The sequence below is a fragment of the Micrococcales bacterium genome, from assembly GCA_016703125.1.
In the GTDB taxonomy this organism is placed as follows: domain Bacteria; phylum Actinomycetota; class Actinomycetes; order S36-B12; family UBA10799; genus JADKAV01.
Genome location: JADJCR010000015.1, coordinates 143041 through 162076 on the forward strand (window position 1 = coordinate 143041; position 19036 = coordinate 162076).

General features: G+C 69.7%; 21 protein-coding genes. 14 read left to right on the forward strand and 7 right to left on the reverse strand.

Annotated features, from left to right (window positions below; genetic code table 11):
- Position 1: 1 nt before the first annotated feature.
- Complete coding sequence (locus tag IPG68_15820; protein MBK6764632.1) at positions 2-1534, reverse strand: GNAT family N-acetyltransferase; 1533 nt, start codon at positions 1532-1534, stop codon at positions 2-4.
- Here IPG68_15820 and IPG68_15825 point away from each other — a divergent pair.
- Positions 1506-2261, forward strand: coding sequence for a DUF3159 domain-containing protein (locus IPG68_15825; GenBank protein ID MBK6764633.1), 756 nt, complete (start codon positions 1506-1508; stop codon positions 2259-2261). The genes IPG68_15820 and IPG68_15825 overlap by 29 nt on opposite strands.
- Positions 2262-2268: 7 nt before the next feature.
- On the opposite strand, the gene IPG68_15830 is transcribed toward IPG68_15825, so the two are convergent.
- Positions 2269-2946, reverse strand: coding sequence for a TIGR00266 family protein (locus IPG68_15830; protein MBK6764634.1), 678 nt, complete (start codon positions 2944-2946; stop codon positions 2269-2271).
- A gap of 32 nt (positions 2947-2978) precedes the next feature.
- Here IPG68_15830 and IPG68_15835 point away from each other — a divergent pair, with 32 nt between their 5' ends.
- From IPG68_15835 to IPG68_15850, 4 genes are all read left to right on the forward strand, one after another.
- On the forward strand, positions 2979-4166 hold the full coding sequence (locus IPG68_15835) for an alpha/beta fold hydrolase (GenBank protein MBK6764635.1): 1188 nt from the start codon (positions 2979-2981) through the stop codon (positions 4164-4166).
- Between the two features lie 41 nt (positions 4167-4207).
- Positions 4208-5353 (forward strand): alkane 1-monooxygenase, encoded by a 1146-nt coding sequence (locus tag IPG68_15840; GenBank protein MBK6764636.1) that lies wholly within the window; start codon positions 4208-4210, stop codon positions 5351-5353.
- Positions 5354-5522: 169 nt separating this feature from the next.
- A complete protein-coding gene (locus IPG68_15845) occupies positions 5523-5684 on the forward strand; it encodes a rubredoxin (GenBank protein MBK6764637.1) in 162 nt (53 codons plus the stop codon).
- The gene (locus IPG68_15850; GenBank protein ID MBK6764638.1) at positions 5681-6217 is read left to right on the forward strand and encodes a TetR family transcriptional regulator; all 537 of its coding nucleotides are present in this window, start codon (positions 5681-5683) and stop codon (positions 6215-6217) included. Before IPG68_15845 ends, IPG68_15850 begins: the two co-directional genes overlap by 4 nt.
- On the opposite strand, the gene IPG68_15855 is transcribed toward IPG68_15850, so the two are convergent.
- Complete coding sequence (locus IPG68_15855) at positions 6185-6742, reverse strand: hypothetical protein (protein ID MBK6764639.1); 558 nt, start codon at positions 6740-6742, stop codon at positions 6185-6187. The genes IPG68_15850 and IPG68_15855 overlap by 33 nt on opposite strands.
- 48 nt (positions 6743-6790) lie before the next feature.
- On the opposite strand from IPG68_15855, the gene IPG68_15860 reads away from it, so the two are divergent.
- Positions 6791-6955 carry a DUF5302 domain-containing protein gene (locus IPG68_15860; protein ID MBK6764640.1) on the forward strand — a complete coding sequence of 55 codons (165 nt, stop codon included), beginning with the start codon at positions 6791-6793 and terminating at the stop codon, positions 6953-6955.
- Between the two features lie 9 nt (positions 6956-6964).
- Here IPG68_15860 and dacB read toward each other — a convergent pair whose 3' ends face one another.
- Both dacB and IPG68_15870 read right to left on the reverse strand, forming a co-directional pair.
- Complete coding sequence (dacB, locus tag IPG68_15865; GenBank protein MBK6764641.1) at positions 6965-7936, reverse strand: D-alanyl-D-alanine carboxypeptidase/D-alanyl-D-alanine-endopeptidase; 972 nt, start codon at positions 7934-7936, stop codon at positions 6965-6967.
- Complete coding sequence (locus IPG68_15870; protein MBK6764642.1) at positions 7933-8289, reverse strand: D-alanyl-D-alanine carboxypeptidase; 357 nt, start codon at positions 8287-8289, stop codon at positions 7933-7935. Before IPG68_15870 ends, dacB begins: the two co-directional genes overlap by 4 nt.
- Positions 8290-8337: 48 nt before the next feature.
- Here IPG68_15870 and IPG68_15875 point away from each other — a divergent pair, with 48 nt between their 5' ends.
- Both IPG68_15875 and IPG68_15880 read left to right on the forward strand, forming a co-directional pair.
- Complete coding sequence (locus IPG68_15875; protein MBK6764643.1) at positions 8338-8877, forward strand: inorganic diphosphatase; 540 nt, start codon at positions 8338-8340, stop codon at positions 8875-8877.
- A 587-nt stretch (positions 8878-9464) separates the two neighbouring features.
- The gene (locus IPG68_15880; GenBank protein MBK6764644.1) at positions 9465-10883 is read left to right on the forward strand and encodes an EAL domain-containing protein; all 1419 of its coding nucleotides are present in this window, start codon (positions 9465-9467) and stop codon (positions 10881-10883) included.
- Positions 10884-10886: 3 nt separating this feature from the next.
- Here IPG68_15880 and IPG68_15885 read toward each other — a convergent pair whose 3' ends face one another.
- Positions 10887-11561 carry a lysoplasmalogenase gene (locus tag IPG68_15885; protein ID MBK6764645.1) on the reverse strand — a complete coding sequence of 225 codons (675 nt, stop codon included), beginning with the start codon at positions 11559-11561 and terminating at the stop codon, positions 10887-10889.
- A gap of 54 nt (positions 11562-11615) precedes the next feature.
- Positions 11616-12395 carry a thioesterase family protein gene (locus IPG68_15890; protein MBK6764646.1) on the reverse strand — a complete coding sequence of 260 codons (780 nt, stop codon included), beginning with the start codon at positions 12393-12395 and terminating at the stop codon, positions 11616-11618.
- Between the two features lie 67 nt (positions 12396-12462).
- Here IPG68_15890 and IPG68_15895 point away from each other — a divergent pair, with 67 nt between their 5' ends.
- The 6 genes from IPG68_15895 to IPG68_15920 all read left to right on the forward strand — a co-directional run bounded on the left by IPG68_15895 (position 12463) and on the right by IPG68_15920 (position 19036).
- A complete protein-coding gene (locus IPG68_15895) occupies positions 12463-13839 on the forward strand; it encodes a DUF2252 domain-containing protein (protein ID MBK6764647.1) in 1377 nt (458 codons plus the stop codon).
- Between the two features lie 395 nt (positions 13840-14234).
- Positions 14235-14513, forward strand: coding sequence for a metal-sensitive transcriptional regulator (locus IPG68_15900; protein ID MBK6764648.1), 279 nt, complete (start codon positions 14235-14237; stop codon positions 14511-14513).
- Complete coding sequence (locus IPG68_15905) at positions 14510-14722, forward strand: heavy-metal-associated domain-containing protein (protein MBK6764649.1); 213 nt, start codon at positions 14510-14512, stop codon at positions 14720-14722. The genes IPG68_15900 and IPG68_15905 overlap by 4 nt, the downstream gene beginning before the upstream one ends.
- A 24-nt stretch (positions 14723-14746) precedes the next feature.
- The gene (locus IPG68_15910; GenBank protein MBK6764650.1) at positions 14747-15526 is read left to right on the forward strand and encodes an alpha/beta fold hydrolase; all 780 of its coding nucleotides are present in this window, start codon (positions 14747-14749) and stop codon (positions 15524-15526) included.
- Positions 15523-16251: a carbon-nitrogen hydrolase family protein gene (locus tag IPG68_15915; GenBank protein ID MBK6764651.1), complete on the forward strand. Its 729-nt coding sequence runs from the start codon at positions 15523-15525 to the stop codon at positions 16249-16251. Before IPG68_15910 ends, IPG68_15915 begins: the two co-directional genes overlap by 4 nt.
- A 76-nt stretch (positions 16252-16327) precedes the next feature.
- Complete coding sequence (locus IPG68_15920; protein ID MBK6764652.1) at positions 16328-19036, forward strand: pyruvate, phosphate dikinase; 2709 nt, start codon at positions 16328-16330, stop codon at positions 19034-19036.

The following is a 19036-nucleotide window of genomic DNA, read 5'->3' on the forward strand; positions in this document are numbered from 1 at the left end:
GTCAGTCGAGCGCTTCGTAGATGCGCGCCATGTGCGCCCGGGAGCGCTCCCGCTGCGCCACCCGTTCGGCGGCGCGCTTGTAGTCCGCCAGCACGAAGTCGCGCAGGTACGTGCCCATGTCGGAGGCCACGTTGATCTCCTCCGGCCGCACCTCGACGTTGTTGAGGTTCTGCAGCACCAGGACATCCCCGTCGGCGTATTCCGGGTAGATCCCGCTGAACGACAGGCCGATCTCCTGCAGCCCGGACCCGAAGTAACTGGTAGCCGGATCACCGAGCGGGAGCACGACCAGGATGAGTTCGAAGCGGTTCATGCGCAACTGCCGCACCTGCTCCTGCAGGTTCTCCAGGAAATCCTCCCCGTAGTCCTCGACATAGACGAAAGCCACGCCGGTCTCGTGCCGCAGGCTCAGCCGGAAGCGGGACTTCGCCTCACTCGCGGCGGCGTTGCGCTCATACTGCGAGTGCACGGTGCGCGGCAACTTGCCCTCGGAGTAGATGCGCTCCACCACCTCGCGGTAGATCGGCGGCACGTAGCACTCCCGCGGCGGGGTCTTGCCAAACGAACCATAGAAGAGCATCACGGCCTTGCGCACCCGGTCGTCGGAGTCGAAGCCGCGGAAGTCCAAGTCGTTGGACTGCGCGGCCAGCAGCAGGCCGACCTCGTGCCCGCCACCTGTGAGCGCCGCCTTCTGGCTGCCCAGGTGCACGGTGACGGCTTCGGTGTACTGCCCCACGAAACCCTTCTCGAGCAGCCGCGTGACATGCGCGAAACCGATGCGCAGGGACAGCCCGTGACGTCGGTAGCCGGGGTCGACCGCCAGCAGCCCGATCTTCCCGGTGGTCGCATCCGGGTCGTGCACCTCGCTGGCCAGGTGCCCCACGATGCGCCCATCCGGCGACACCGCCACCGTGGCCAGGTGCCGGCCGCTCTGCACCATCTCCGCCAGGCGTTCCGGTTCGTAGACCACCGGTGCGTACGAAACCGTGTAGCCGTAGCAGCGGTAGAACAACCGGGCGACCCCCACGACGTCGTCAAGGGTCATGGGCCGGATGTCCACCACCACCTGACCGTCCTCACCGACGGTCGGCGCCGGGGTGGGGTCGGACTCGGTCTCGGCGATGAACTGCTCGTCCTCGCTCACCGTCTCGTAGCGCAGGCGCTTGGAGATCTCCGTGCGGTTGCCGGCTCGGCCCTCGTTGGCGAACGTCAGGCCGTCGGCGAAACCCAGCCGGATGAGTTCGGCCACCCGCGGGGGGTAGGCCGTGCCGAAGTCCAGGGGCGCGCCGCGGTCGCGCAGGACCAAAGTCATGTCGCCGGGATCGCGCAGGACCTCGATGTCGAGGTCCACCGGGTCGTCGGGGCCGAAAGCGTCGCGCAGCACCGCATCGAGGACCTCGACGGTCAGCGCCCGCAGCCGCACCCGGTCGGCTGTCGACAGGCCGAGCATGTCCGCGCTGCCTTCGACCAGAGCGGGGGCGAGGGCCACGGCCTCGCGACTACCGATGGTCAGCCGGCACAGCGGATCGGACACCGGACCTCCTTCAGCCTCGGCTTCGAGGCTAGGGCAGGGGCGGTGCACCACGCGCGCCACCGGACTCGGCGATGATGGGACGGTGCCCGGTTCGGTGACCTCCAACCCGCTGCACGACCTGCTCGGCGGGCGGCGCGGGGCCCTGGAGTCGGCCCTGCCCAGTGTGGTCTTCGTCGTCGCGTACCTCGTGACCGGATCACAATTGACGACCGCCTTGGTGGCGGCCCTGCTCACGGCGGCCGTACTGGCGGGAGCACGGCTGGTCCGCCGGGAGAAGCCGGTGCGGGTCGTCGGAGGTCTGGCCGGAGTCGCCATTGCCGCCGTGGTCGCCGCGCGCACCGGGAACGCCGCCGACTACTTCCTGCCCAGCCTGCTGGCCAACATCGCCTCCGCACTGGTGTGGGCGGCGTCGATCCTGGCCCGCTGGCCGCTACTGGGAGTGGTCATCGGGTTCGCCATCGGGCAGCGCACCGCGTGGCGCCAGGACCCGGATCTGGTGCGGGCCTACAGCCGCGCATCGTGGATCTGGGCGGGATCGTTCCTCGTGCGCGCCGCGGTGAACACACCCCTGTACCTGACCGACAACCTGGTGGGCCTGGGCATCTCCCGCGTCCTGCTGGGCTGGCCGATGGTGCTGCTGGTGATCGCCACGAGCTGGTGGGCGATCCGGCGCAGCCTGCCGGCCGACCACCCGGGGATCATGACCCCCCGGGTCCACCGGACCTGAGGCTCGCTCAGTTGCTGTTGTTGGTGGGCAGTTTGGGGATGAGCCAGTTCAGGAAGGCCTGCGGGCTGCGGCTCTGCGTGTAGATCACGCCCGGGCCCGTGAGGTCGACGACCAAACCCTCGCCGGACAGGAAGGTCGACTTCCAGTTGCCGACCTTGCGCACCTGGTAGGTGACCCCCTCCGACCACGCCACCACGTGCCCGGTGTCGACCGTGAGGGTCTGGCCGGGTTGGAGTTCTCGCGATTCGATCGCCCCGTAGGAACTGACGAGTACCTCACCGTGCCCGCTGACCCGCAGGATGATCAAGCCCTCACCGCTGAAGAACGTCTTCGCCCCACCCCATTTGGAATCGACCTCGACCCCCATCGCCGACGCCAGGTACGCGCCGGACTGCAGGAACACGGTCTGCCCCGCCAGCGTCCACGTCACAATGTCCCCGGCGAGTTCAGGTGCGACCCCGACCTCCCCGCCCTCCGGGCCGGCGGTGAACGTGTTCATGAAGAAGCTCTCGCCGCCCAGTGAACGCCGCAGGCCCTTCATGAAGCCGCCCTGCGTGCTGGTCTCGATGTTCACGCTCGGGGTCTTGTAGACCATCGCGCCGGCTTCGGCTTTGATCTGCTCGTTGGGCCCGAGGGTCAGGGTGGCGCTGGCGAAGGCCGGGGAGTGCTTGATCTCGATCTGCATGCAGCCACCCTAGTGGCCGGTAGCCTGGATTCGTGCGCGAGCGAGCACTGCGGAACTGGCTGACGGCCGCGATCCTGACGGTGGCGTTCAGCCTCCTAGCGCTGTCCGGCCCGGGCATCTGGACGAAGGCCGGCGTGGTCGTCATCGCGGCCGTCAGCGTGCTGGCCGTCCGGCGCTCGCAGGCCCGCGGGACCGGGGCATTGCTAGTGATCTGGGGCGTAGTGGGCCTCGCCCTGGGGCTCGCGGTCGGTGTCCGCCACGTCCTTGCTGGGCGGTTCACCCTGTCCCTGGTGGCCGTGGTCGCCGCTGTGTTCCTGGTGGCCGTCGGCTCCCGGATCCTCCTGCGCGCACTGTCCTGGCCGGTCCGGCTCCTCGGCGCAGCCGGCCTGGCCCTGGCCGGTCTCATCGGCCTGTACCTGCTCGTGATCCCCCTGCTGACCACCCAGCCCCTGGCCGCGGATACTCCAGGGGAACCGCCAGCCGGCTTCAGCGAGGTCGTCTTCGAGACCTCCGACGGCGTCACGCTGCGCGGGTGGTACGCCGGCACGGACAACGGCGCGGCGGTCGTGGTGGTTCCCGGGTCCGGCTCCTCGCGCACCGGCGCCGCGGAACAGGCCGGCCGGTTGGCTGAAGCGGGCTTCGGGGTACTGGTCTACGACCCGCGGGGGCACGGTGCCAGCAGCGGCCGGGCGATGGACTTCGGATGGGCCGGGGACGAGGATGTGACGGCTGCGGTCACGTTCACCTCCGCGCAACCGGGCGTGCGCTCGGTCGGCGCCCTCGGGCTGTCCATGGGTGGCGAGCAGGTGCTGGGGGCCGCCGCCGGTGATCCCGGCATCGCCGCGGTCGTCGCCGAGGGCGCCACCAACCGCGTGGCCGCGGACCTGGCCTGGCTGCCGGACCGCTACGGCACCCGGGGTGGGCTCCAACTCGGCCTCGAGCACGCCAAGCAGGCCATCACCGGCCTGCTGACCCCGTACTCCGCTCCCGGCGGCCTGCAGGAGTCCCTGTCGGCCATCGGCGACCGGCCGGTCCTGCTCATCACGGCCGGCCAGCGGCCCGACGAACTGTACGCAGCGACGTACCACGCCGCAGACAGTCCCACGGTCGAGATCTGGGCCGTCGAGGGTGCCGGGCACGTGGGTGCGCTGGCCACGGATCCGGGCGCCTGGGAGCAGCGGGTCATCGGGTTCTTCGAGGAAGCCCTGCTTGACCGCTGACTTTACAAAGGCTACCCTCCTGTAAACCTGCGGAGGCGATCATGGAGTGGACCGACCACAAGCGCTACCTCTGGCTGTTCGGCCTGGTGGTGCCGCTGTTCCCCTTCCTCGGTGGCGCCCTGGCGACGGTCACCGGGTGGGGGGTGTTCTGGTTCATCGGGCCGATCCTGATCTTCGCCGTCATCCCGATGATCGACCTGCTGGCGGGCATCGACCGGGACAACCCGCCCGACGACGTCATCGCCGCCCTGGAGGTCGACAAGTACTACCGGTGGATCACCTTCGCCTTCCTCCCCCTGCAGTACGCCGCACTGCTGTGGGCGTGCTGGCTGTGGGCCGGCGACGCCCTGAGCGTGGTGGACAAGACCGGGCTGGCCCTCACGGTGGGGATGGTCGCCGGCATCGGGATCAACACCGCCCACGAACTCGGCCACAAGAAGGAGAAGGTTGAGCGCTGGCTGGCCAAGATCGCCCTGGCACAGTCGTTCTACGGGCACTTCTACATCGAGCACAACCGGGGTCACCACGTGCGCGTGGCCACCCCCGAAGATCCCGCCAGCAGCAGGGTCGGGGAGAGTCTCTACGGCTTCCTGCCGCGCACCGTCGTGGGCAGCCTGCACAACGCCTGGCGCCTGGAGCAGCCCCGCTTCAAACGCCGCAACCAGTCGTACTGGTCGATCCGCAACGACGTGCTCAACGCCTGGCTCATGTCCATGGTGCTGTGGGCGGCTCTGCTGATCGGCTTCGGGATCGCGATCCTGCCGTACCTGATGCTGCAGGCGGCGGTGGGCATCGTGCTACTGGAGGCGGTCAACTACCTCGAGCACTACGGGATGTTGCGCCGCAAGGAGCACACCGGACGTTGGGAGCGCGTACGCGCCAGCCACAGCTGGAACAGCAACAACATCGCCACGAATGTGCTGCTGTACCACCTGCAGCGCCACAGCGACCACCACGCGAACCCCACCCGCCGCTACCAGGCCCTTCGCGACGTCGACGAGGCGCCGGTGCTGCCGACCGGCTACGCGGGGATGATCCTGTTGGCACTGTTCCCGCCGCTGTGGTACCGCGTGATGGACCCGCGGGTCGCCGCCCACTTCGGCGGCGACATGGGCCGCGCGAACATCCTGCCCGGGAAGCGGGAGAAGGTCCTCTCGCGGTATCCGGTGCCGTCGGCTGCGCCATGACCCCGCCACAACTGGGCGACACCGGTCCCGTCACGCCCACTTATGGTGTCCGCACCCCCGCCCAAAAGGGACGAACCGCACATACCCGGCCCACAACTGGGCGGAAACGGGCAGCCAGCGCCGCGCAGCGCCCACTTGTGGTGTCCGGACCCCCGGTACCGTCGGCGCCATGAGCCGTTTCCGCTGCGACAGCTGCGACTACGTCTACGACGAGGACGCCGGCGAACCCCGCGAGGGCTTCCCGGCCGGCACGGCGTGGGTAGACGTGCCCGACGACTGGGCCTGCCCGGACTGCGGTGTGCGCGAGAAGATCGACTTCGTCCCGGCGTGAGCACCCGCGACCGGATCCTCGACGCCGCCTTCACCATCACCGCCGAACAGGGCTGGGCGGGGATCACGATGGCCCGCCTCGGCGACGCGGCAGGAGTCAGCAGGCAGAGCGTCTACAACGAGTTCGGCAACAAGCAGCAGGTGGCCGAGGCGCTAATCACCCGCGAACTGCTGCGGTTCCTGGAGGTGGTCGACGCCGGCCTGGCCGCCGGGGACTCCCCCGGGGACTCGGTACATCGCGCGGGCACGCAGGTGTTCGCACTGGCCGCCCAGAACCCTCTGCTCAAGGCGGCCCTCGGCGCCGCGGCCGGCAGCCCGTCACCGCTGCTGCCGCTGCTCACCTCACAATCGCTACCCCTGCTGGACACCGCCTCGGCCCGGGCCGAGGCCGGTCTGCTGGCCGCCCACCCCCAGGTCGCCGGGCCTCACCTCACCGATGCGGTCGACACCATTGTTCGGGTCGTGCTCAGCCATGTCGTCCAGCCCGGCCGCCCCCCCGACCTACGCCGGGTGGGCCAGCGCCTGCTCGAATAGCAGTGCCTGCGACAGCAATGCTGGCACCATCCGACCGTCCCGCGAGACAGGCAGAGCGAACCAGTGGGTCGTATCGTCGCCGTTGTCGTAGCAGAACTCGACCGCCTTGGCATGTGTCGTGTCCTGCCACACCGGCGTGGCAGTGATCTTCTCCCACACCACCGGCATGTCGAGGCGGACGGCGCCCATACTGTGCCAGGCGCCCTCCGCCCCGAGTTCGGCGAACAGGAACGTCTCCCGCAATGGGATCCCCAAGTCCGTGCGCACCGCGGTGAAGAACGATGGGCCGTCGGCAGCTGCGGCCATGGCGCCGGTGAAAGCCGTCACGAAGGCTTCGAGCGCCGCGACGGGACCCCGCCGCCGGACACCGAAGAAGGCGTCCCCGAAGAACGCCTCACAGGCCACCTCATCGCTGATCCCCCCGAGGTCCGGCACCTCCCCCGGCCGGAATCCCACGGCACATTCCCACTCACCCGCCACGGCGAGCTTGCCTGAATCGGGCGTGGACTGGAAGTGCCTCGTCATCGCCTGTCAGGGTATGCGAGGCTGGACTCGTCGACTAGGGGAGCGCCCATGACGGACAACGAAGACATCAAGGCCAAGATGCGCGAGGCGTTGGATCGCAAGCGCCCGCACGACTCCGCTGAGGGTCACGAGGAGCATCGCAAGCAGAAGGCCCCGGAGACCCGCGGCCCGGCCAGCGGCGACAAGCAGTTCCGCCGCAAAGCCGGCCCCTGATCCCGGCCGTCAATCCCCGGCGCACCGGCATCCGGCCACCCGGGCCACCAGTTCATCGATCGCCCCGGAGGCGGTCCAGACACTGATGTCGTTGGCCATCACCGCGTACGTCAGCAGTTGCCCGTCGCGGTCGCTGACCAGCCCGGCCAGCGCCGACGTCCCCGTGAGCGTGCCGGTCTTCCCGGACACCGCGCCGCGTCCCGGACGCGCAGCCGGCGAGGCGAACCGCACCGCCAGCGAACCGTCGAAACCGGCCACCGGCAGCCCTGTGTAGACCGGCCACAGCCGACCGGGATCCGTCTGCATTGCCGTGTTCAGCACCTGCACCAACTGCCGGGGACTGATGCGGTTGTCGCGCGACAGGCCGCTGCCGTCGTTGAGCACCAGGCCCTCGGTGTCGATCCCGAGATCGGCCAGCACCTCCAGCGTGGCCCTGGCCCCGCCGGCGAAGGTGGGTGCCTCGAGGACCTCACGGCCCACGTGGTGGGCCAGGATGTCCGCTTCCGTGTTGTCGGACACGAGCAGCATGTGCTCCACGAGGTCGGACAGCGGCGGCGACGATACCTGCGAGATCGCCTCGCCCGATCCGTTGCCCGGCTGCGGCGGCCCCGTCACGTCGATACCACGGTTCTGGAGCAACCGGGCGAACGCCTCGGCGGCGGTCCGCGGCGGATCGGCCGAGCGCGGGGCGGCCGGCGGGTTCGCCCGCCCGCCGTCGGCCGACAGCGCCGTGATCGGCGCAACCACGCCGATGGTCAGGAAGTCGTCACCCCAGAAGGGCGCCTGCGCCGGTGGCGCGAACAACGAGGCGTCGTAGCGCAACTGCACCGCACCGACGCCGGCCTCCCGCAGAGCAGCAGCCGTCAGCCGGGCCAGGCGCGCCAAGGAGGCGTTGGCGTTGATCCCCCGCCCGGTGGAAAATGTCGTCAACTGCGGGTCACCGCCGCCGACCAGCACGATCGTGGAGCCGTCGCGCGTCACCCGGGTGACGAAGCGCGCCTCCGGCCGAACACCTTCAGCACCGCAGCGGCGGTGAGCAGCTTCGTGGTCGATGCGGGCATCAGCGCGGAGTCTGCCGCCCGTTCCACCTCAAGTTCGGCCGGACTGGCGAAAGCGTCGAACGCCAACCCCTTCACCGAACCCAGTGCGCGGTCCTTCCACGCGGCGTCGACCTTGCGGGCCAGGCGCGTGCGGTCCACCGGCCGGATACCGTCCACGGGTGCGAGCACCTGGTAGTCCGGTGGCACATCAACGGCACCTGCGGCACTCTGAAGTGTGACGGTCAGTCCCATCGCCAGCAGCGCCGTGGCCCCGGCCCTGACAGGCTTCGACACCCTCACGTGGTGAACACTAGGCCATACCAGCAGGAGTCAGGAGCGACAGTGGAATTCGATGTCACGATCGAGATCCCGGCCGGCAGCCGGAACAAGTACGAGGTCGACCACGTGTCGGGACGCCTGAAACTCGACCGCATGCTGTTCACGTCCACTCGCTATCCCCACGACTACGGTTTCGTGGACAACACCCTCGGGGAGGACGGCGACCCCCTTGATGCGCTGGTCCTGCTGGACGAGCCCACGTTCCCGGGCTGCCTGATCCGCTGTCGCACCATCGGGATGTTCCGTATGACCGACGAGGCCGGCGGCGACGACAAGTTGATCTGCGTGCCGGTCGCCGACCCCCGGCTGGAGCACCTGCGCGACATCTACCACATGGCCGAGTTCGACCGCCTTGAGGTGCAGCACTTCTTCGAGGTCTACAAGGACCTCGAGCCCGGCAAGTCCGTCGAGGGGGCGACATGGGAGGGCAGGGAGGCCGCCGAGCGGGAGGTGGTCGCCTCGCAGAAGCGGTTCGAGGAGCACGGCCACGGCGTGGCGACCGGTCCGGCGATCGCACCACCGCACCCGCCCGAGACGGAGTAGCCGGCCTCAAGGTGACCCCCGGCACCCGCCGATCATTCCCACCGTGAGCGATCCTGCGAGCGGTCTGCGATTCGTGGTCGAGGCAGTGTTCGCGCGCCTGGCTGCTGACCGGGCCGCCCTGTGGGTGGCGACCCCCGACGGATGGACGCTGGCAGGGGCGCACGGGGTGACCGGAGCGCCCGAACGGCTGCCGGACCCTGCCGGCCTCACCGAGGTGTTCGGCGCCCCGCCCACGCTCGTGCGCACGCCCGCCGACCCCGCCGCGGAGCCGGTCGCGGTGATCGCCGTGGTCACCGACCAGCCGCCAGCGCTCCTGCAGCGGATCCTCGACGAGGCTGCCGGGGTGCTGCGCCTGCTCCAGTGCGGCGCGGCCGACGGCGTGCTCGAAGCCCTCAGCGACCAGGCCGCCGTCCTCGACCCCGACGGGGTGGTGGTGCGGGTCAACGGGGCATGGTCCGACACTCCCGCCCCGCAGAGTGCGGTGGTGGCCAGGAGCCGAGTGGGCACGCACTACCCGGCAACGCTCGAGGCGCAGGGCTCCCGCCCGGCGCGCATCGCAGCCGACGGGATCCGCGCCGTCCTGGCCGGTGCGCTGCCGGGGTTCCAGTCGGACTACGACACCGACGTGGACGCTGGGCGTCGCTCGTTCAGCCTGCAGGTCGACCCGCTGCCAGCCGGGGGCGCGGTCGTGCGGCACATCGACATCTCCTTCCGCAAACACCTGCAGCGCCAAGCTCGCCCACCGGGCCACCCACGACCCCCTCACCGGTCTGCCCAACCGCATGGTGATGGTCGACCGTCTCGGCCAGGCGCTGATCCGTTCGGCGCGCACCGGCGGCGGCGTCGCCCTGCTGTTCTGCGACGTCGACCGTTTCAAGCAGATCAACGACTCGCAGGGCCATGCCGTGGGTGACCAGGTCCTCGAGGCCATCGCCCGCCGCCTGCAGAACACTGCGCGCCAGTCCGACGTCGTGGCGCGCTTCGGCGGCGACGAGTTCGTCGTGCTGCTCGAGGACATTGCCGACGAACAGACCGCCCAGGTGTTCGCCAAGGACCTGCAGGCCGCCCTCACTCATCCGATCGTCGTCGAGGGCCGACCGCTGCACTTCGGGGTGAGTGTGGGCATCGCCATGCATCCGGGCCGCAGCGCACCGGACAGCCGCGAGATCGCCGCGCTGCTCGCCGATGCTGACGCGGCGATGTACGCGGCCAAACTGGACGGGCGGGGCTCGGTCCACGTCTTCGAGCCGGCCGACCGCGACGCCAAACGCGACCCCGCCCAGATCGCACCGGCACTGCGCACGGCGGCTCTCAACGACGAGATCCGCATGCTCGTCCAGCCGATCGTCGACCTGCGCGACGGGCGCATGACCGGGTACGAGTCCTTGGTGCGCTGGGACCTGCCCGCGGTCGGGCGGCTGTCCCCGGCGGACTTCCTGCAGACCGCGGAGGAGACCGGGGCGATCGTCCAGATCGGCCGCAGCATCCTGCGGCAGACGCTGTGGTTCGCGGCCGCGCTGCCCGAGCGGGTGCGGGTGTCGGCCAACGTGTCCTGGACCGAACTGGCCGAGGAGAGTTTCCCCGACACCGTGCTGTCCAGCCTGGACCGAGCCGGGGTGCCCGCCCACCGGCTGGACCTGGAGGTGGTGCTGCCGGCCGCCGCGGACCCCGCCTCCCTGTCCCGCCTGCACACGCTGGCCGAGCACGGCGTGGGCGTCACCCTCGATGCGTTCGGGCGCGTGCCGGTGGACCTTGCCACGCTGCCCGACGTGCGGGCCACCACGTTGAAGGTCGACCGAGCGCTGACCGTTTACGCGACGCGCGGGGGCGCACCGGAACGACTGCTCGCCGAGATCGTCGGCCTGGCCGATCGCCTGGGCCTGTCCTGTGTCGCCGAGGGGGTCGAGACGCGGGCCCAGGCCGAGGCCGCCGCGGCCCTGGGTTTCCAGCGCGGCCAGGGATTCTACTTCGGCAAACCGGCCGACCCGCAGGAGTTCCTGGACTGACTCTCAAGCGGGCAGCAGGTCACGCACACTGCGCACCCGGCCGAGATTCTGCAGCACCCCGACCACCAGCAGCAACTGCCCGACGAGGTAGGTGGGCATGATGAACGCGCTGGCACCGTCCGGCAGCACATCGGACAGTTCGGTCAGCGCGATGAGGCTGTCGGAGAGCAGGAAGAAGGCACCACCCACCGCCGCCGCCGGCGAGACCCCGGTGGCCAGGACCGCCATCGTGACCAGTGCCGCGGCGTAGACCACCACCGTTACGGCCAGACCCCCGAGGCCCGGCAGCAGTAACGCGAGCAGCAGCACCCCGTACACCAGGTAGGGCAGCGCCAGCCAGGGCCGGCGGCGCAGCGGACCCAGTGCGGTGTAGGGGCGGAACCCGACGATGTAGCAGATCTGCGCGCCGAGGAACGCGGCGATCCCGAGCACGAAGAAGATGTCGCCATCGCCCATGAGCAGCAGGTCGCCCACCCAGGAGAACACGAGCGCCACGCCCACGCAGGTCACCAGTTGATTGCGCAGGCCATCGAGGCTGGAGACGAAATAGGCCAGCAGCAGCGGCATGAGCAGCGTCTTCGAGGTCATATCAACAACCGGCACGGACACGAACACGTTGACCAGGGACGCCACGAGGTACGCCGCGAGCCACCAGTGTGCGGTTCGGCGGCGGAACATGTCCGCCAGTGTGTCAGGTGCTGGGGCACGGCGGGTGGGCAACGCAACGCACCCTCAGACGTACATCACCTGCGTCTGCTCGCTGTAGGCCACCGGTACCCCGTTGCGGACCAGCATCCCGGTCACGGTCGACAGCGGGCCGCTGCGCCAGCTTGCCTCCTCGCGCAGCCACGACCACTGCTGGCCGTCGCAGTTGTCCACGTCACCGTGGAAGTGCACGTGCCAGCGCACACTGCTGGCGGCCACCGGCTTGGACACCAGCGACATCACCGGGGGCGGCCAGGCGTCGATGTGGCACATCAGTGCCGCGACCCCGAGCGCCGGACCCTGGTTGCGCACCCAGCCGCCGGTCACCGCGCGCTGCGAGCCGCTCATCGGGAAGTCCCCCTCGCCGTAGCGCACCTGCAGGTTCTGCAGGAACACCGGCGTGAGCCCCTCGATGTGCGGCGCCTCGACGGCCTGCTCGAAGGTGCGTTCCGGCTCCGGCACGTCCGGCACGCTGTCCAGCGGCCCCGCCCCCGGTGCAGCCAGCAGGAAGCGGCCCACAGCCGCCTGCTTCCCGTTCTGCTCCAGCACCACCGCCAGGTGGGTCATGTTCCGGCCGGCCCGGCGGCCGTCGAGGCGCAGGCTGATCGGCCCGGGCGCCACCGGTTCCAGGAAGTAGATGTCCGCGCTGCGGATCGATCGCTCGTCGGCTGCCTGCGCGGCACGCACGAGGTACCCGGCGACCAGCCCGCCGAACGTCGTACGGCCCTGCGACCAGCCCTCCGGGACCACCGCGGTCCAGCCGGCGTCGATTGCAGTGAGGGCCAGCGCCTCCTCCAGATCCACCATGCCCGAAGTCTCGCAGGCTGCCCGCGTTCAGCACGCAACCGGTGCGGCGACGGGGTAAGCAAGAGACATGTCCGACAGCACAGGCAGCGCTGCCGCATTCGGCACACCCCGCCCGAGCCGGCGCAAGCGCCGCGCCGAGGGTCGCGCGACCCGCAAGCGGGTACCGCTGGACGCCTTGGCCGCAGTTCCCGAGCAGCGCGGGGACGCACTCGGCCTGCTGGCCGGGCAGGAGCGAGACCGCCTGCAGTCACTGATCGCCCTGCGCCACGATCGCATGTCCGCCGACCCGTTCGCATTCCTGCGCGGCGCTGCCATCGTCATGGCCGACGACCTGAGCCGCACGCCCAACAGTGGCATCACGGTGCAGTTGTGCGGCGACGCCCACATCGCGAACTTCGGGCTGTTCGCCTCCCCAGAACGCACGCTGGTCTTCGACCTCAACGACTTCGACGAGACGCTGCCGGGGCCGTTCGAGTGGGACGTCAAGCGGATGGCCGCAAGCCTCGCGGTGGCCGGCGAGGTCAACGACCACAAGGACAAGCAGATCCGCAAGGCCTCCCTGGCGGCGGTGCGGTCCTACCGCGAGACGATGGAGACGTTGTGCCGCATGCCGGCTCTGACGGTCTGGTCGGCGGCACTCGACTTCGACGACCTGCTGCAGGCGGCGCGCAAGACCCCGCTGGGCAAGGCCGTGGAGAAGGCGGGCAGACGCGCCGGCAAGCGCACGGGTGACAGCGCCGTGGCCCGTTTCACCGAGGAGGTCGACGGTGTCCGCCGGTTCCGGGCCGACCCGCCCTTGCTGGTGCCGGTCCCGCAGGCCGACTCCGCTCGGGTCGAACAGGACCTCGCCGCCGTCTACGCGCAGTACCTGGCCACGCTGCAACCGGATCGCATCGCGCTGCTGATGCGGTTCTCCTACGTGGACGTCGCGCAGAAGGTCGTCGGCGTCGGGAGCGTCGGCACTCTGGCTCTGGTGCTGCTGCTGCAGACCGGGGACAAGGAGCACTTGATCCTGCAGGTCAAGCAGGCGACCCAATCAGTGCTCGAGCCGTACCTGGGCCCCAGCGAGTTCGGCGAATCCGGCAAGCGGGTGGTCGTGGGACAGCGGGTGCTGCAAGTGGTCGGCGACCCCCTCCTGGGCTGGTCCCACAGCTTCGGTGCGCACCCGTTCGACTTCTACGTGCGGCAGTTGCAGGACATGAAGGGCGCCATCGAGCCCGGTGATCTGGACCCCGACGAACTGTCCATCTACGGCCAGGTCTGCGGTGCGGTACTGGCCCGGGCGCACGCTCGGGGCGGCAACTCCGCCCTGATCGCGGGGTACCTCGGCGACGACGACGACTTCGACGAGGCCATCACGGATTTCGCCACGTCTTACGCGGACATCAACCGCGGCGACCACCAGGCGCTACGGGCGAGCGTGCGCGCCAGCGCCAGGCGTTAGCCAAACCGACACCCGGGAGCGATCCAACCGCGCAGTTTCGCTCCCCGATGACCGCAACACTCCCCGATCCACCAAGCGCGCACGCAACCGCGGGAACCGCGACCCCGTGCTACCGACCCCGACACCCGGGAGCGATCCGGCCGCGCAGTTTCGCTCCCCGACGCCCGAACCTCTCCCCCCTTCCGCCGCGGAGGCCCAGCGAAGCCGACGCCGCCCCCACTCGCCCACTCCAGCGCCAGGCGTTAGCGAAACCGACACCCGGGAGCGATCCAACCGCGCAGTTTCGCTCCCCGATGACCGAACCTCTCCCCCTTCCTCCGCGGCGCCATGGCATGACGCCGTGGGAATACCCCGGTGGCGTATCGTGTTGCCCCGAACGACGAAAGGTCGCCCATATGCAGATCGACGACGAGACCAAGAAGGCGCAGATCCATCGACTGCGCCGCATCGAGGGACAGGTGCGCGGCCTGCAGCGGCTCATCGACAGCGAGAGTGACTGCGTGGATGTGCTGACGCAGGTGTCGGCCACCACCCGGGCGCTGGAGTCGTTCGCCATCCAACTCGTCGAGCAGCACCTGCAGACCTGCGTGCGCGAGGCCAGCCAGGAGGGCGTCGACCCGGAGGCGAAAGTCTTGGAACTATCGGCAGCCATTGCCAGATTGGTGCGGTCATGAGCCAGGAACTGAAGGTGCGCGGTTTGACGTGCGGGCACTGCGTGCACGCCGTGACCGAGGAACTCACCGCGCTGGACGGCGTCTCGGCCGTCAGCGTCGACCTCGTCCCGGATGGCGTCTCCACCGTGACCGTGGACGCCACCGGGGCGCTCGACGCGCAGCAGGTCCGCTTCGCGCTGGCCGAGGCCGGGGACTACGAACTCGTCTGATCGAACGCGTCTTACAGTGAAGATGTGAAAGCGTCGTTGGTCTTCATCCACGGACGCTGGGCCCAGAGCGGTGACTGGGTGGGCGCGATCAACACCGGCCTCACCACATCCGGCCGGGAGCCACTGGCCGACGACATCGACGTCTTCGAAGTGGACTACGCCGACGTCCTGCACGACGTGCTCGCCTCGATGCCCGAGCGCGAGATCGAGGCGACCGAGCCGTCCGCGGACTACGCCCGCCACCAGCGCATGGTCCGGCTGGGCATGCACCCCTACACCCGGCGCCCCACCAGCCCCTACGACTTCTTCCCCAAGGAATGGGTCACCCGGTTCCTCATGAGCCGGATGCCCGAGATCCAGCGCTACCGGGCCAATCCCGAGGTCAGGGCGGCGGTGCGGGCCCGATGCCTCGAGCAACTGCCCAAGGGCGACCTGCTGATCGTCGGGCACAGCCTCGGGGCCGTGGTCGCGTTCGATCTGCTGCACTACCTGCCCAAGGACACCCACGTGGAACTGCTGCTGACCATCGGCAGCCCGATGGCCCGCAAACCCTGGCGGCGGACCCTCGCGGAGTACCGCGGGCAGTTCCCCACCGGCCCGGTGACGACCTGGGTGAACCTCGTCAACAAGGGCGACTGGGTGACCGGCGGCGACGGCATCCATCTGTGGTATCCACAGGCCATCGACACCTTCGCCAGCTTGGGCCTGGGCATGCACGGCGAGACGCACTACCTGGCCTCCGAACCGGCCGGGGTGGCGATCGGGGACGCCGTCACCAGAGCGCGCACCCGGGCCCACCGGTGAAAGTCGCGGCGCTGGGGATCGACTGTTCGGACCCGCAGCGCACGTGGGAGACCGTCCGTGCGGTGGAGCCGGTCGACCTGCTGGTGCTGCCGGAACTGGCCTTCATGCCGTGGTTGTGCGCGACCCGTGAGGTGTTGCCGACGGCCTGGGAGGCAGCCGCGGCCCAGCAGGACCTCTCGCGACTGGCCGATCTGCCGGCCCGGGTGGTGGTGGGCACCGTGGCGCGCGCCGACGGATTCAACGACGCTTTCTGGTGGTCGGCGGACACCGGACTGCACGTGGTGCACGCCAAGACCTACCTTCCCGACGAAACCGGGTTCTGGGAGGCGAGCTGGTACCGGCGCGGGCCTGTCCACTTCCCGGTCGCGGACACCCCCGTGGGCCGGCTCGGGATCACCGTCTGCACCGAGATGTGGTTCACCCAGCACGCGTTCACCGGCGCCGACGTGATCGTGGTGCCGCGGGCCACGCCCATCGAGACGACCCAGAAGTGGCTCGCCGGCGGTGCCGTGCACGCCGTGACCAGCGGCGCGTTCTGCGTGTCGAGCAACCGCGCGGAGGAGGTTGCGGGCACGGTGATGGGTGGGGCGGGCTGGATCATCGATCCCGACGGCGGCGAACTGGCGGTCACCACGGCGGGCGAGCCGGTCGTCCTCCGCGACATCGATCTCGCAGCCGCCGCCGCGGCCAAGCGGACCTACCCGCGGTACGTGGTCACGGACTGAGGACCCGGGCGTACCCACCCCCCGTATCTGACCGACCGGTGCACGAAGTCTTGCCTGGCGCGGCAGAATGTAGAGCATGACCGAGAAGATGGTGTACGCGTTCTCCGAAGGCAACAAGGACCTCAAGGACCTCCTGGGCGGCAAGGGTGCCAACCTCGCCGAGATGACCAACCTGGGACTGCCAGTGCCACCGGGATTCACCATCACCACCGACGCCTGCCGCGCCTACCTCGAAAGCGGCGCGATGACCAAGGAACTGCTCACCCAGGTGCGCGCGAGCCTCGACGACCTCGAGCACCAGATGGGCCGCACCCTCGGCGACCCGGAGAACCCGCTGCTGCTCTCCGTGCGGTCCGGCGCCAAGTTCTCCATGCCCGGCATGATGGAGACCGTCCTGAACATCGGGCTCAACGACGAGTCCGTGCACGGCCTGGCCGCACAGTCGGGCAACGAGCGTTTCGCGTGGGACTCGTACCGCCGCCTGATCCAGATGTTCGGCAAGACCGTGCTCGACCTCGACGGCGACCTGTTCGCCGAGGCCCTGGCCGACGTGGAGCGGGAGAGCGGCGTCGCCTCCGACGTGCTGATCCCCGCAGACCACCTCAAAGAGCTGGTACAGCGCTACGAGGACATCATCACCTCCCACGGCATGCACTTCCCGCAGGACCCGCGCGACCAGCTCCTCGGTGCCATCGAGGCGGTCTTCCGCTCGTGGAACACCCCGCGCGCCCAGCTCTACCGCCGCCAGGAGCGCATCCCCAACGATCTCGGCACCGCCGTCAACGTGCAGGCCATGGTCTTCGGCAACTCCGGCGAGCACTCCGGCACCGGCGTGGCGTTCACCCGCGACCCCGCCACCGGCGCCCCCGGCGTCTACGGCGACTACCTGGAGTCCGCGCAGGGTGAGGACGTGGTCTCCGGCATCCGCAACACGCTGGCGCTGCACGAACTAAAAGTGCTCGAGCCGGAGCCGTACAAAACGCTCATGAAGATCATGACGACCCTGGAGAACCACTACCGGGATCTGTGCGACATCGAGTTCACCATCGAGCGCGGCAAGTTGTGGATGCTGCAGACCCGCGTGGGCAAGCGCACCGCCGGTGCGGCCTTCCGGATAGCGGTGCAGCTGGTCGACGAGGGCCTCATCGACATGGACGAGGCCACGCGTCGGGTGACCGGCCCGCAACTGGGCCAGTTGATGTTCCCGCAGTTCGACCGGGCCAACGCCCCGAAGTCCTCCGTCAAGGGCACCGCCGCGTCCCCGGGTGCGGCCGTCGGCCAGATCGTTTTCGACTCCGACGCCGCCGTGGCCGCTGCCGCCGAGGGCAAGAAGGTCATCCTGGTGCGCCGGGAGACCAACCCCGACGACCTGCCCGGCATGGTCGCCGCGGCCGGCATCCTCACCACCCGTGGCGGGAAGACCTCCCACGCCGCCGTGGTCGCGCGCGGGATGGGCAAGACCGCGGTGTGCGGGACCGAAGCGCTGGAGATCGACTCCGTGGCCCGCACCCTGACCTTCCCCGACGGCACCCGCCGTGTCGAGGGTGAGGTCATCTCCATCGACGGGACCACCGGCGAGGTCTTCGACGGTCAGGTCGAGGTCCGCCCCTCCCCGGTGGTCGAGTACTTCGACGCCGGCATCGACGCCGCTCTCGACGACGCCGACGGTCCGACCGCCGAACTGGTCCACGCGGTGGACCGGATCATGCGTCACGCGGACGAGAACCGCCGCCTCAGGGTGCGTGCCAACGCCGACACCCCAGAGGACGCCGCCCGCGGACGACGCATGGGCAGTCAGGGCATCGGCCTGTGCCGCACCGAGCACATGTTCCTCGGCGAACGCAAGCAGTACGTCGAGAAGTTGATCCTGGCCGACACCGATGAGGAGCATGAGGACGCACTGGCCGAACTGCTCCCGCTGCAGCGCAAGGACTTCATCCGCATCCTCGAGGTGATGGACGGCCTGCCCGTCACGATCCGCCTGCTCGACCCCCCGCTGCACGAGTTCCTGCCCGACCTCACGGAGTTGTCGGTGCGAGTGGCTGTGGCCGAGGAGCACGGCAAGCCCAAGGAGGCCGACTTGCGCCTGCTGCGTGCTGTGCGCCGGCTGCACGAGTCGAACCCGATGCTGGGCCTGCGCGGGGTGCGCCTGGGCCTGGTGGTCAAGGGCCTCTTCGCGCTGCAGGTGCGCGCCATCGCGGAGGCCGCGTGTTTCCGCCAGCGTCTGGGCGGCGACCCGAAAGCGGAGATCATGGTCCCGCTGGTCGGTTCGGTGCACGAGCTCGAGTTGATCATCGACGAGGCCTCCCAGGTGCTCGCCGATGTGGCCAGCAAGCACGGCTGCACGCTGCGGTTCCCGATCGGCACGATGATCGAGTTGCCGCGCGCGGCCCTGACCGCCGGTGAGATCGCCAATAGCGCGGAGTTCTTCTCCTTCGGCACCAACGACCTCACCCAGACCACGTGGGGCTTCAGCCGCGACGACGTGGAGGCCGGGTTCTTCTCCCTGTACCTCGAGAAGGGCGTGTTCGGGGTCTCCCCGTTCGAGAGCATCGACGCCGAGGGTGTCGGCCGGCTCGTGCAGATCGCCTCGACCGAGGGGCGCGAGATCCGTCCGGACCTGCACCTCGGCGTGTGCGGGGAGCATGGCGGCGACCCGCAGTCGGTGCACTTCTTCCACGAGGTCGGGCTGGACTACGTGTCCTGCTCGCCGTTCCGGGTCCCGGTGGCCCGCCTGGAGGCCGCACGGGCCTCGCTGGGCATGACCACCTCGGACAACCGGTAG